Raw genomic sequence first — 14,515 nt, 5'->3', positions numbered from 1 at the left:
CGTTGCTTTTATTTTCTCCGGCGCCTGATAAGCAGGATAATGCCCGCCAGCAGCATGATGCCGGGCCATACCCACATCAGGACCGTTTTCGCGGTTTTCGCGCCGTTCTTTTTCATGTGAATCTGGTTGTCTGTAGGCGCAGGGCGGCTCACGTCCACCGGCACGTTGCCATAAGACAGCCAGTGGAACATGCCCGGGATGATGTTGAAGTTGGAAGCGCCATAACGGCGGATCGGCGGGGTCATGCCCTCGTTGCTGATGCAGTCCGCATCTCCCAGCACCACGATGCGCTGTTCTTTTTTACCTACCTGGCGGGAAAGGCCCATCATAGTCACATAAGTAGCTTGTTTCTCGCCGGTGGAGGGATCGAGGCTGGCGGAGTCGTTCACGAAATCGATCGTCTGCAGCTCATTCCAGGTCTTCATCGTATCCCTGCTGGAAATGATCGGCGTGAACTTGAAGCCTTTGTCTTCCGCTTTCTCCAGCCCGGCGGAATTCACCATGCCTACCCATTGGCCGCGCTGGTCCATGTTGTCGAATATTTCCGCGAGGGCTTTGCCTTCTTTGGTCGGCACGCAGATCACCACATTGCCGGCTACGTCCAGCTTTGGCTGCACGAGCTGGCCAGGCACGGTTTTGAGGCCGAACTGCGCGATGAAATCTTCCATCACTTTAGAACCCGGTTTCAGCGTCACTACCAGGTTGCCGCCTGCTGCGATGTAGGCATCCAGTTTTTTGCTGACGTTGGAATCCGGCGCCTCTTTCAGGTCCGCGATCACGATGATGTCCATGTCTTTGGGTATCTGCTTATCGCCTGAAAGGTCCAGCGTTTCCACATCGGAGCCCTGGTTGGTGAGGGCATAGCGGAAAGTTCTTTCCGAAGAGAAAAGGGTATAGTCTTTCGCGCGTTCGCCTTCCAGCTTGCGGCCGCCGGCCAGGAAGCCGATGCGCGGCAGCTTCATCACCATGCGTTTGAACGCGGCGGTGATCTCCGCTTCGCTGGGAAACTTCATCATGTCGTTGTACAGGCGCAGGTATGATTTCTGCCCGTTCTCCCTTTCCACCACGCGCACAAAAGTGTTGCCTTCCGCGCTGAGGTCGATCTTCTTTTTGATCTCTTCCGGCTTAAGGAACATATCCACATCGATGTCCATCACTTCCGCTCTTTTTTTCGCCTGTTCGTCCAGCGGCAGGTTCTTCGGCTCTTTCGGGCTTCTGAAGGCGGGGTTCACGGATTTGTCATAATAATAAACGTAACGGAACTTTGTTTCCGGCTTAAAGCGCAGGTACTGGGAGAAGCGGTCCTTATCCTCGTTCACCTGCGATGGCAGGCCGTTGAAGGCTTCGCGGTCCAGCAGGTTCACGTAGGTGGTAATGGTGAGCCCGCCGGTCATTTTCCGCACCACATCCTGGCTGGCAGGCGTAAGCGTGTTCCTTTTCGTTTCGGTAGCGTCGTAATAGCTCATCATTTTCGGCCGTGAAGTGATATATCCCAGCATGAGCGCCACGATCAGCGCCAGGGAATATTTACCCCATACGGATGCGAAGGAAGCATGCGCGCGGCTGGCCTGCAGCCTGAGCACTGCCAGGGCGAGGAACAGCGCCATGATGATCATGAAGTACAGCACGTCTTCAGAACAGATCAATCCCCTGATCATCGTAGTGGTGCGGCCTGAAATAGATAACCAGTACGTGAGGTCCCGCACGAATTCAATATCCTGCCATACTTTGCCGATATAGTTCAGCAGGCCCAGCAGCACCAGCGTGCCCAATGCGGCTACTACCTGGTAACTGGTAAGGCATGACATAAACAGGCCGATGGCCGAATAGGCGCACATCAGCAGGTAAAGGCCCAGCAGCCCTGAAGATGCTTCCTGCCAGCTGAAGTTTTCTATTTTAACCCCGCCGATCACAACGTATACCAGCAAAATGCCGATCAGTACCAGGCTATACAGCATCATCGCCAGGAATTTACCGGAAATGATCTGCGAGGAAGTGAGCGGTGAAGAATACAGCAACTTTACGGAACCGCTGCTCAGCTCGCGGCTCATGAGCCCCATGGTGAGCAGGGGCATGTAGAGATAAAGATAACCCTGCACGGCCGGGAACAACGAAAGTTGCCCGCCGAACAGCCCGAAGGTGCCCGCGCCGATACCGTCCACTAATTCCTGGTAACGCACCAGCTCCTGCAGTGCGCCGCTGAATACGAAGGCGGTCTGGAAAGCGAAGATCACGAGGATCATCCAGGCGATGGGCGAATAAAATAATGTATAGAGTTCCGCTTTTGCGATCTTATATATTTGTCTCATTTTGATGACGTCTTTTTAGGTGCATTATTTACCGGCCTTCCCGGACAGTCTTGCGAATACAGCATCCAGCGAGCTTTTTTCCACTACCAGCTCCATCAGCCCCCAGCCACGGTCCACGCTGGCGGCCGCTACGCGCCGGGTGGTGTTCTTGTCGCCGTCGTAGCCGAGGCGGAATCGGTACGGACCGATCTGCTCCACGGAGCGCACGCCTTCGAGCTGCAGCAGCTCATCTCCCGCAGGCGGTTCATCCAGCGAGAGGATGAGGCTGTTGGGTTCTATGTAGTTGTCGAACATATCCATGGTGCCTGAGAACACGAGCTGCCCCTGGTCTATCATCTTGATCTCCTGGCAGGTGGCCTGCACTTCGGAGAGGATGTGGGTAGACAGCAGTACGGAACGGTCTTTCGCGATATCGCGGATGAGGTGGCGTACTTCCACGATCTGGTTGGGATCGAGCCCGTTCGTAGGCTCGTCGAGCACCACGAAGCGCGGGCTGTGCACGATGGCCTGGGCAATGCCCACGCGTTGCTGGTAACCGCCGGAGAGATTGCGCAGCAGGCGGTCCCTGAAATGCAGCACGCCGCATCTTTCAGCAGCTTCGGCCACGGCTTTTTTTACCTGCGATTTATCCACCAGGCGAAGGTCTGCACAGTAGGTCAGGTATTCCTCCACCGTGAAATCCAGGTGCAGCGGCAGTTTCTGCGGCATAAAGCCGATGTTCCGTTTGGCCGCTACCGGGTTCTTGTCCAGGTCTGTGCCGTTGATGAACACTTTGCCTTTGGTTTGCTTCAGCACGCCACAGATAATATTCATCGTGGTGGATTTACCGGCCCCGTTGGAGCCCAGCAGGCCTACCACTCCCTGGCTGCGTATCTCGAAACTGATATCACGCACCGCCCATTGGGCAGTGTAGCGGTGAGACAGATTTTCAACTTTTACAATGGCGTTTTCCATTCAGTAAGTATTGTTTACGTAATTGTTTGAAGGCATTCCTGAAACAACCAACTCCTTCCTTTCTACCTGTCTTCAACCCAATTATTGATGAAAGGCAAATGCAGCCTACGGACGGGAACAGCGAAACAGGAAGCCCCGATAAACATCGGGGCTTCACTTGCTGCTTATGAAGAGGACGTTGTTTGCCTGTTTTTACCCGTTTGTTGAATTTGTTGAAGGGTCCGCCGCTTTCGGGCGGACCGGCTGTTACATTGGCGGAAGGATCGGAAATGGCTGCCCTCCGCCGGTTTGCCGGAGAGCAGCCATAAACAGGGATCAATAGGTCGCGTTGGCGATAGCTCTTACGTCAATACCGTATTTATCTTTATAGTATTTGACGAGGATATCGAATTTTTGTTTGATCAACGGGTAGTTGTCAAGAAATGGCGCCATCTGTGCGTCTGTACGCTGCGTGATGTGCATCAGGAAAGAACTGATGTCGTTGCTTTTGTTGGAAGTCCAGCTGAAATCGCTGAAGCTGAGCCATTCAAGAGGATTGCCGTTGGTGAGGTAAGAAGAAGGCAGGAAACCCATTTGCCGGTATGCCTCCAGGTTAGCCGGGTTGGCGGCGTTGACAGGAATGGCGGGCTTCGGCGCAGTGTAGTTGCTCACGTTATAGAACGCAGCGGGAATATCGATGATCTTTGCGCTTTGGTAGTAGCTCCACATCACGCCGAAGATCAGGTTCTTTTTTGCCACTTTCTGCTCGGGTGTAAGCGTGCGCAGGGAAACGTTCATGCCGGCGAACGTAACCGCCTTGCCGACCACCTTGTAATCGAAATAGAGATATTCCCTGCCTGGCGGGAAACCAACGCGGTACTGGCGGATGCTGTCTGCCATGAATACCCGGTAAGGAATGCCGCCCTTTTTCTTAAAGTCTTCCGGCAGGAACTTCAGCCATACGTCTTCCAGCAGGGCCAGCATATCCCCGGCATAGGCGGGGTTGCCCAGCACGGCGGTATCGATCTTGCTGGCGCTGCTGCCTGCTGACTGGATCCATTCAAAATCCTTCTGGGTGAAGTTGTACAGGAAATACGAACCGTATGTATCGTACAATTGCTGGATCTTGTCGTTCGCTTCTTTCGGTGCATTGCCCTGCGGCAGTACGTAATCGGGTTTGATCTCTACCGGCGGCCCGATGGCAGCGTCTTTTTTACAGGCGGCCAGGAACAGGCTGCCGGCAAAAGCGAGGAAGAAAATATATTTCATGTGAATGCGTGTCATGAGTTCAGGAATTTATTGTCCGATCCGCTCGTGCATAGCCGCGGAAGGATTTTGGGTGAGCTTGGGATTGCGCAGCAGCAGCCCTGAAGGGAAAGGCAGTGTATACGCGGGATCCTTTTCAGCAAGGGTATACTGCAGGATAGGCTCTGCGATATCATGCTGGTAACGGTGCGTGATGGCGGGCCTTCCGTAGCGGCGCAGGTCGAACCAGCGGAAACCTTCGTAGCAGAACTCCTTGCGGCGCTCGTTGCGGATCTCTGCCAATAGCGTAGCCTTGTCGCTGATGCTCACGTCTGCATACCCGGTAATGCGGCGGCGGCGCAGGTCGTTGAGGTCTTTCAGCGCATCGCCCAGCTTGTTCAGCTGCACATTTGCTTCGGCGCGGTTCAGCAGCGCTTCGGAAGCGCGGACGGCCTGCACGATCGTGTTCGGGCCGTTGGATAGGAGTTTGTTCAGCAACACGGTTCCGCTTGACTGTTCCAGGAAACCGTATTTGCGGCGGACGTCGCTGGCGCTGAAACCCGCCAGGAATTCGGGGGCAGGCCTGTATTCGGTCTGGCCATACATCTGGAAGGTGCCGCCGTACATCCATTCTACTTCTGCGTTGTCGTAAGTTATCCAGGGACCGGTAGTAATACCGGTGAGGTTCGGGATAGTAGCCCCAAGATCAAAAGCTTTGTTCGCTTCGGCAGCACACTCTTCCCACTTGTCCATATGGAGGTACACCCTTGAAAGCAGGATGTGGATCGCCGGCTGGTTGATATGATAATCCTTCCGCACCACGGGCAGCGGGTCCATCAGGCGGGCGGCTTCGTCCAGGTCTTTGATTATTGCCTCATACACCTCTGCAACAGTATTGCGTGCGGGAAATTCGGCCTCTACAGTTGAGTTCATCTTCAGCGGCACAGCCGGCCCGTTCGGGTTCTGGTTGTAGGGATCGCCGTAAAGATTGGCCAGCGTAAAGTAGTGAAACGCACGGATAGCAAGTGCTTCCGCCTTAACGCGGTCCTTTTCCTGCTGTGTGCCGATGGCATCGTCCACGTAATCCAGCACGGCATTGCAGCCTTTGATGCGTTCGTAAAGCGCGTAATACGAAGAGTTGGCGGCAACATCGCCAATACGGTCGCCAATGCCGTTTTCTTCCGCCTGGCGCGGCTGCCAGGTGTAAAGCAGGTAATGGGTCTTTACCGAGTTCGTACCAACGATGGGAAAGCCTGAGCTCTGGCCGTATTCAATGAAAAGGTCCACATCATCGTCCATGAGGTAGACGGCGCTTGCGGGCTGTGCCGCCCCGGGATAGCCGGACCCCAGCAGCAGCTCACGGAAGTCTACTACGGTTTTAGGCACCACGTCGCTCTGGGATTTTTCCTCCAGGAACTTGGAACATCCGCCCAGCGCAAGGGCAGCGGCGATCATCGGTATTGCAAATAATTTATTTTTCATGCGCGTCGGTGTTAGAAGGTCATGTTAAATGATATAGAAGTCACCCTGCGTGCAGGCCAGCCTGCAGTTTCAGGATCGTATCCCCTCCAGTCCTTATCGAAGGCGATAAAGAAAGGATTCGTGAGGCTGAAGGAAGAGGACAGGTTCCTGACATGCAGCGCCCTCAGCACAGCCGGCCCGAATTGATAATTGAGGGCTAGCTGGCGGCAGCGGATGAAATCTGCGCTGGCCACCATGATGTCGGAATTGTTATACAGGTCGTAAGGAGAATAGAAATTGGTTGTGCTCGTCGTGAGCAACGGCAGCGGCACATAAAACCTGTTCGGGTTGCCGGGCGGAACAGCCGGGATGTTCGTATACTGCTCGTCTCCTGGCTTTTTCCAGCGCTGGTCAAGTATACGCGGCGCATTTTGCTCGGGTGTGGGCGCGCCGGAAGCATTGTAATACACGGGCAGGCGTTTATCCGCACCGAATGCCAGGGAGAACATGGCGGAGAACGTGAAATTCCTGTAGCGCAGCGAAGTGCTGAGGCCGCCGGTGAAATCCGGCTCCAGCTTCCCGCTTTCCACCAGGAAGTTCCTGTAATCGTCGGTCAGCTTGCCATCCAGGTAATTGAACATCGGCACGCCGTTATTATGGTTCAGGCCGGCGAAGGAGTAGGAATAGAAAGTGGAATACGGTTTCCCGTTCAGCACGGCGCTGCCGTTCAGGTAATCGTTCAGCAGGTTGATCTTCTGGTTATCCTTTACCACGTTGCGCGTACGGCCGCTGTTAAGGCCCAGCTGCCAGGTGAAGTCCTTCGTGCGCACAGGTATCACGTTCACAACGAAGTCGTAACCATAGTTCTCTATCTGCGAACCGAACACGATCGCCGCATCCATCCCGTTTTCCACGGGCACTTCCCTTGGAGACAGCACATTGCTTATTTTCCTGAAGTAGTTGGCCGCAGCGCTCACCCTGCCGTTGAACAGTGAAAGGTCCATTCCGAGGTTCCAGGTTTTGGTCTTTTCCCAGCCCAGGTCATAGTAAGGCAGCGATTTGATGTTGAGGATGTATTGGTTGTAAAGGTTGCTTAGGCCGCCGTCTGTTGCAATGAGGTAGGGAGACACTGCTTCCACCGCGTTACCCTGGTATCCATATGTGGCGAAAAGGTCCAGGTTGTTGAGCCAGGCCACGTTCTGCAGCCATTTTTCGTTGGAAGCGCGCCATTTGGCGCCAACGGACCATGTGGGCTGGAAGCGTTTGTTCTTGTCCTGGCCGAAGCGGTTGGAAGCATCCACGCGGGCGTTGAAGTTGAATATATAACGCTGGTCGTAACCGTAGAATACGGACAGATATTCGCTCAGGTAATTGCTTTCCTGTGTTGTAATGCGTGAGTTCAGGCGCATGGCTTCATGCAGGTCTTCCCTGTTGCCGCTGATGAGCACGGGCTTCTGCGGCACCGGCGCATAACTTTCGCCGCGGTAGCGCAGGTAACCGTAGCGGGTGGCAAGGTCGCTTTCCATATCCGAGGAACGCGCTTCGATACCGCCCTGCGCCGTGATGGAATGCACTTTGTTGAAGATGCGGTTGTATACAAGGCTGTTGCGGAGCGTATAACTCTTGTTGGAGGAATTCTGGAACGCCACCAGGCCGCCGAAAGGCAGGCGGCTGCTTTTTTCCTCGGCGGAGTTGGAAGGCACGCTGCCAAAGTCGTAACCGCGCTCGTTCGTGATATACCAGGAGAGCTCGGTGGCATAGGATTTCTGGCGGGTAGTGACGGAAGAATAAGACAGCAGCCCCTGGTACTCCAGCCCTTTCACCAGCTGCAAACGTACATCGGCAGTGGTGCTGAGCGTGCTGTTCGTATTGCCGGAACCGGTATTGTCAATTTCGTTCTGTATGTTATAGAGGTAGCTGTTCTTGCCGGGGATGGCGGTGCTGCCAACACCGCGTTTTTCGTGGTAAAACAAAGTGCCGTCCTCATTGTACATCGGTATCGTACGGGAAGTGTTGTACGCGTAATCGAAAGGGCTTACGCCGTAAGCAAACCCTTCGGTATTATTCATGCTGCCATTCAGCACCAGGTTCACGGTGAGACGGCTGCCCAGGCGGAGCGTGGTATTGGAGGAAGCAGAAAAAGAACGGAGGCTGTTGCCTTTCGCCTCTCCCACCTGCCGTTGCATATTCAGCGAGGTACGGTTCATCAGCTTTTCCGTACCGCCCGAGATGCTCACGCTGTGGTTCTGGCTGAAGGAGTTGCGGAAAAGATATTTGAACCAGTCGGTATTCTGGTTTTCCAGCTTGCGGTACCCTGCTATATATTCATCGTAGGTGATCTGTTTGTCTTGCAGCTGCTGCACGAGCGCGCCGTAGCCGATGGGCATTACGCCCTGGGTGTAGGAATCGCGGCCTTCGTACACTTCTTTGGAGAACTTCATCAGCTCCTGCGAGTTCATCAGGTCGTACTGCGCATATTTGGGGCGCTGGCCCAGGGAAAGGCTGGTGCTGTAGGAAACGGACATCTGCCCGGGCCTTCCCTTTTTAGTGGTGAGCACGATCACGCCGTTGGCCGCCTGCGAGCCGTAGATGGCAGTCGCGGAAGCGTCTTTCAGCACGGTGATCGTTTCAATATCGTTGGGGTTCAGCCAGGAGACGGCACTGGAAGCGATGAGACGCAGGTCGTTGAGGTCGCCGGCAAGGCTGCCGCTGTTGGGCGGCAATGGCAGCGGGTCGCGCTGGATGATGCCGTCTACCACCCACACCGGCTCCTGGTTGCCCAGGATGGTGGAAGTACCGCGGATGCGGATCTTCGGCGTAGCGCCCACCTGGCCCGACTGCACCATCACGCTCATGCCTGGTACCACGCCCTGCAGCATCTGGTCGATGCTGGTTTCACCGGCTATTTTGATATCATCGGCGCGCACGCTGTAAATGGAGCCGACATAACTGCCTTTGTTGATGCTGGAATACCCGTTCACCACCACATCGTTGATGGAAAGGTCGCGGTTGCGCATGGTGAGGGAAAGCGAAGGAGCCCAGCTTTCCGTGGACCTCAGCAGGCCCGCCTGGTCGCGTTTTACGGCAAATGCAATGAACCCGTTGGCCGTCTGGCGGAAGGCGATCTCAACAGGCTCGTAGCCCAGCATGGAAAATATCACCACGGCCTTGTCGTTAGGAATGCCAATGAGTGAAAAATTCCCGTTGGTTGCGGAAATGGCGCCGATATTGGTACCCTTTACGTGGATAGACACACCGGGCAATGGCTCCCCCGCTGCCGACCGGATGGTGCCGCTCGCGGAACTCAGCGTAGGGTCCGGCTGTGCGGGCGCCGCCTTTCGGGACAATGCGATGGTCTTGCCTTTGATCATGTAAGTAACCGGCAGGTCTTTCAGCACCAGGTCCATCAGCTCTTCCAATGGCATATCCTTTACGGAAAGCGTAATGTTGTGGTTCTCGTCGATGGTATTGGCATTGCTGAACACCACGTAGCCGGTCTGCGCCTTGATGGCGGCAAATACGTTCTTTAAAGGTATAGTCCTGGCAGACAAGGTGACGGTCTGTGCATGGCCGGAAGCAGAAGCCTGGAAAATTGCGGCCATTATGAGGATCGCAGTCAGTTTCATCACAATAATGATTTTGGTCGGGCCGTATTTTCCCCGGTTACCGGGCGGCCAATAGCATTTTTTTTGCATAAATTGCAAGCGATTTGGTTGTTAATAAATGAGAATAGCAAGTCCATTTAAGCCTCAACCGGATCATTTGAGACCGTCACGGCTGCAACCCGTGACGGTTCTTTGTTTGGCTGGTTCTTAATCTGATATTTTTTAACCCCTTGTTGTCCTGTTGTATGCTAGTTGTTCAGTACGATCAGTGTACGTCCTTCGATCCTGAATCCAACGTCTGTTCTTCTTAATATCTCCAACAGATCGGGCAATGCGATCTGCCTGTTTATTTCTCCCAGGAATGTGATATCCGGTATCCCGTTTTCGTATACGACGCTGATGTCGTACCAGCGTTCCAGCTGGCGCATCACGTCTTCTATGCCGGCCCCTTCAAAATTGAAGAGACCGTTTTTCCAGGCCATGATCTTATCCTGGTCTACGCTGAGCACCTGTATCCGGCCATTGGCGCGGCTTACAGCGGCCTGCTGGCCGGGGCCCAGCACAGGTTCTTTGCTGGCATCCGTTGGCGCGGACATTTTTATGATACCGGTCAGCAGCGTAGCGGCGACCGTTTTTTCATTCTCATAAGCATTCACGTTGAAGGACGTGCCCAGCACCGTGATGGTTGCTTTGCCCGCGGCGTTCACGAGGAAAGGTTTGAAGGCGTCTTTCGCCACTTCAAAATATACTTCCCCGGTTATATCCACTTTGCGCTCGCTGCCTGTAAAAGCAACGGGGTAACGTATGGAGCTGGCTGCATTCAGCCACGCCTTCGTACCGTCGGGCAAGGTGACGCGGAACTGCCGCCCGCGGGGCGTGGTCATTGTATTGTAGGCGATGGCGGAAGCATCGCTGCCGGCATCGTTATAGCTCAGTTGCCCGTTGGAGAGCACCACGTCCGTACCGTGCTGCTGCGCGATTACGCCGTTGGCCAGGCTGTCGAGCACCACTTTGCGGCCGTCAGACAGGGTAAGGATGGCCCCGTCGCGGCCGGGCGGTATTTCCGCGGGCGCGGCAGCCACATAGGGTTGGACGGTTTTCTGCTGTGCGGCCCAGTACCAGGCGCCGGCGCCAAGGAACAATACGGCCGCGGCCGCCCATCCCCAGCGGCGCAGGAAGTGCAGGCGGTGTACAGGCGCAGGCGCGGGAGCGGCAAAGGCCGGTATTTCTTCTTCGATCTTTTGGGAAATGCGGTGGGAATCGTAGGCATAAAACTGGCGCAGCCCCCGGGCCACCAGCTGCGGGTCGGTCAGTTCCCCGAGCAGCCTGCGGTTGTCCTCGGCGGCGTTCAGCCATTCGTCTAATGTACGTTGCTCTGCTTCATCCAGGCTGTTTTCCAGGTATTTGCCAATCAGCCGGATGATCTGGTCATTGTTCTCTATCATGCCCATATACCCCTAAAACAACTAACGCGTCAAAATCTACCAGCCGCTCTCAAAAAAAATTTTCAGGTGCGCAGCAGCGAAAGGGCTGCAATGAGCACCGGCAGGGAGATGAGTTCATTTTTCAGCAGGGCGGTGCGCAACAGCCCTACTCCTTTTGCTTTCTGATTTAAAACCGTCTGATAGGCCATATTCAGCTCCGTGGCGATCTCCTGGGCGCTTTTGCCGTCTATAACAGCCAGGCGCACCACGTCGCGGCAGCGGGGCGGCAGCTTTTCGATCTCTGAAAAGATCAGCTGCATTACTTCTGTCTTGATGTATGCTTTTTCCACGTCCGTATCCAGCCGCTCCGCGGCCTTTTCCAGCGAGTGATGGACATCGCCGTGCCGTTTCTGCGCCTTCAGGTGATTGAGCGCGGCGTTGCGGGCAGACGTATATAAAAATGATTTCAGGTGTGGTATGGAGGGGAAATCTTCCTTTCTTTTGAAAGCCTGGATGAAACATTCGGAAACAATGTCTTCCGACGCCATGGTATCTTCCACCATCTGGTCGGTGAAATAGCAGAGCGGCCGCAAAAAGCGCTCATAGACCGCATGCAGGGCTACCCGTTCGCCCTGCTGAAATAAAATGATCAGTTCGGCGTCTTCGTATGGCAGATCGGTTGACAAATTCGTTGATTCCAATGACGGGTAAATGTAAACAATCTGCGAGAAATTAAAAAGGCGGGCGGTCCGGCCCGCTGAGCCAATCCCTGACCAGGGAAGCCGGCAGGATCACCGTAGCCGTCCTGCTGAAGCGGGCGATCACGATGCCGCACCATTCACCGTCTGCGCTATATACCGGCGCCCCGCATTCGATTGCCTTTACATGTGCGTCACAAAGCCAGGCACCTTTAAAACCGTCCCGTATCCTGCTTTTGCCGCCTTCAAATAATTCCGAAGCATGTGTTGCACGTGGTACAGGGCGTTCTCCCAGGGCCACTTCTTTTTGTATAAGACTATCGCCGCGCGCCAGGCCGATCGTAATGGTTTGCAGCGGCGGGAACTTCAGCAGTTCGTTGCTGAAACCTACAGCGCCCGCGGGTTGTGCGCCGTTGAGCCTGACAAAAACATCGCCTTTCCGGATACCCGCCATGCCTGCCGGGCCGTCGGGGTCAAGGAATTCCACGGTGGGCACATCGTTCTTGTCTATCAGCATCAATCCAAGGTAACCGGCAGTGCTGCGAGGCGGCATATTCGTGGCAGCAGTGCTCACCACGCCCCTCTTTTGCTGCCCGGAAGGTAAAGGCACATAAATAAAATTGCCCAGGGCAAGCGTATCCGCGCGGAAATGCCGGCTGAGTTCATAATTACCGTTTGTAAGCCTTTCATCGGAAAACAGCAGCACAAGGTCGTTTTCCACATTGCGGGCCAGCACTTTCAGTGGCACGTCTTTTCTTTTAGCAGCACGGATCACGGGCGATTCGCCCAGGTCGGAACTTTTGCCGATGATCCAGGTTCCGTTGCGGTTGGTTTTCCAGATAGTGCCCGCGGTTTCTTTGGGCTGATCATTCACCTGGCTGATAATATGGACCGGCAAACAGCTTTTCTCCAGCTGCAGCGACGGCAGCGGCGGTTCCGGCGAAAGTGCGGGATGCGATAAAGCGGTTATCGAGCTGTCTTCCGGGTATTTCGTGTAATTCTGCTGCTTCACCAGCGAGGTCCAGTATTTTTTATACTCATCCACGGGAACATGGTAGTTGATCCCTTCGCCGGTCGCGCAGCGGCTGTTTAACCCTATCACTCTTCCTTCAAGATCAAATACAGGACCGCCGGAATCGCCGACTTCCATCGTACAATCAGACACCACGAATTTATTCCTGTCAAGGGGATCGGTAATATACCCGAAACGGACATTCGGCAACGGCAGGCCGGTAGATTCAGGGTACGCCAGCATCAGGCAGGGCGTGCCTTTCGTGAGATTTCCCGAAGAGCCCATTTCCGCAAAAGGCCAGGCGCCTGCATCCAGTATTCTCATCACGGCAATATCAGGCAGGGTCTGCTCTTCGTTCAGGTCTATCCTGCCCATGCCCTGTGCCAGGGCAGTTCTGCCGTCGGGGAAAAAGATCTTGTAGATCATGCCGGGCCTGGTAGCATGCGCGACGGTGAGCATGTATCCGTCCGCGGTAACCACCACTGCGCTAAAAGGCCCGCCAGCCTGTGCGCGCCGCAGGGTATCGTATGCAAACGCCTTCACGGAAGCACTCCAGGACTTTTTGACCGCTTGCCGGATGGCCGCATCCGTCGCCATTTTCTGCTGGCCGAATGCTTCCGCAACGATAAACAGCAACGCGATAAGGACAGCGGCTCTTATTTTTACTTTGTCGGATCTCATATGGAAATTTTGATTGGCACTACCGGACGTAGCCTGCAAAAGGCACTCCCGCTATGGGAAAGGATTTGCATCTTTATCGGATAGGGAAATAAACCTGGTCTTTGATTTGATTGGTTCTGGCCTGCAAAATAACCTGAATGGGAACAAAAAGGGATCAATTTGGTATCAAAGGTAAAACGGCATTTTGGGCAGCACCGGGGAATAATGACTGGCAATATTTAGGGAAGGAATGGCAGGGGAACGTCGCTTGGAAAGGTTGTAAGCAATTGCTTACAACCAGTCATTCTATTTTAACAGCTCCCTGCTGCCGGTAATAGTCCGCCAGCCCCTGTATCGGGTCCTGTATGATCTTGCCGGTGGCCATACCATAATGTGCGGCGGTTTTCTTCAGCAGGTCTTCAAAATGAAAAGCGATGGAACCTGCGCAATTAAGCGTGTACCCGGCATAACCCGGGTAATGGCAAACCAGGGAACGGAAAAAATCATGGAATGCATCTGTTGCCAGCCGGTATACAAACTCATCATCCAGGCGCTGGTGCACAAATTTTGCAAACCCCGCACAGAAGCGGTTTGCCAGCGGGTCTTTATACACGCGTTCCATGATCTGTTCTTTTGTTAATCCATAGACCGACAAAAACTCCTGCCGGAGCGGCAGCGGGAGATATTCGCGGCAATACGCGATGAGTAATTTCTTCCCGATGTAGCTGCCGCTGCCTTCGTCGCCCAGCATATATCCGAGCGGATCGATGGATTGTATGACCTGCTTCCCGTCGTAGAGGCAGGTGTTTGTACCAGTACCGAGAATGGCCGCAAAACCGGGTTCGTTACCCAATAAAGCTTTGGCGGCCGCCAGCAGGTCGCTGCCTACTGAAACCGCGGCGTTCTCAAACAAAGCGCGGAGCGCCGCTATCACCACCGCTTCGGTGGAAGGCTCGCAGCCCGCGCCGTAAAAATGCACTTCCGTTACCGCCTCCCGCGGCACTTTCGCGGGCAACGCTTTGTGCAGCGACTGGTGGATATATTGACTGTCCACATAATACGGATTATATCCTTCCGTACTGAAATACAACAATTCCTCTCCCGGGCAGATCAGGCACCAGCTGACTTTGGTGGACCCGCCATCTGCGATCAGTTTCATGTATAAATT

9 protein-coding genes are annotated in these 14,515 nt (G+C 54.6%); all 9 read right to left on the bottom strand.

Going from position 1 to position 14,515, the window contains the following annotated elements; genetic code table 11:
* Nucleotides 1–8 precede the first annotated feature (8 nt).
* Nucleotides 9–2,309 carry a Gldg family protein gene (locus R3I13_RS17905; protein WP_346319329.1) on the bottom strand — a complete coding sequence of 767 codons (2,301 nt, stop codon included), beginning with the start codon at nt 2,307–2,309 and terminating at the stop codon, nt 9–11.
* Between the two features lie 24 nt (nt 2,310–2,333).
* Nucleotides 2,334–3,263 carry an ATP-binding cassette domain-containing protein gene (locus R3I13_RS17900; RefSeq protein WP_346319328.1) on the bottom strand — a complete coding sequence of 310 codons (930 nt, stop codon included), beginning with the start codon at nt 3,261–3,263 and terminating at the stop codon, nt 2,334–2,336.
* A 315-nt stretch (nt 3,264–3,578) separates the two neighbouring features.
* Nucleotides 3,579–4,526 (bottom strand): hypothetical protein, encoded by a 948-nt coding sequence (locus R3I13_RS17895; protein WP_346319327.1) that lies wholly within the window; start codon nt 4,524–4,526, stop codon nt 3,579–3,581.
* A gap of 12 nt (nt 4,527–4,538) precedes the next feature.
* On the bottom strand, nt 4,539–5,969 hold the full coding sequence (locus R3I13_RS17890; protein WP_346319326.1) for a RagB/SusD family nutrient uptake outer membrane protein: 1,431 nt from the start codon (nt 5,967–5,969) through the stop codon (nt 4,539–4,541).
* Between the two features lie 11 nt (nt 5,970–5,980).
* Nucleotides 5,981–9,574, bottom strand: coding sequence for a SusC/RagA family TonB-linked outer membrane protein (locus R3I13_RS17885; RefSeq protein ID WP_346319325.1), 3,594 nt, complete (start codon nt 9,572–9,574; stop codon nt 5,981–5,983).
* Between the two features lie 227 nt (nt 9,575–9,801).
* Entirely contained in the window at nt 9,802–10,998 is a 1,197-nt protein-coding gene (locus R3I13_RS17880) for a FecR domain-containing protein (protein ID WP_346319324.1), read from the bottom strand.
* A gap of 62 nt (nt 10,999–11,060) precedes the next feature.
* Nucleotides 11,061–11,663: a sigma-70 family RNA polymerase sigma factor gene (locus R3I13_RS17875; protein ID WP_346319323.1), complete on the bottom strand. Its 603-nt coding sequence runs from the start codon at nt 11,661–11,663 to the stop codon at nt 11,061–11,063.
* 46 nt (nt 11,664–11,709) lie between these two features.
* Nucleotides 11,710–13,368: a trypsin-like peptidase domain-containing protein gene (locus tag R3I13_RS17870; protein ID WP_346319322.1), complete on the bottom strand. Its 1,659-nt coding sequence runs from the start codon at nt 13,366–13,368 to the stop codon at nt 11,710–11,712.
* 280 nt (nt 13,369–13,648) lie between these two features.
* The gene (locus R3I13_RS17865; RefSeq protein WP_346319321.1) at nt 13,649–14,506 is read right to left on the bottom strand and encodes an N-acetylglucosamine kinase; all 858 of its coding nucleotides are present in this window, start codon (nt 14,504–14,506) and stop codon (nt 13,649–13,651) included.
* Nucleotides 14,507–14,515 lie beyond the last annotated feature (9 nt).

Source organism: Chitinophaga sp. YIM B06452, assembly GCF_039655965.1.
Taxonomy (GTDB): Bacteria; Bacteroidota; Bacteroidia; order Chitinophagales; family Chitinophagaceae; genus Chitinophaga.
This window is presented reverse-complemented; position numbering and strand designations above follow the sequence as displayed.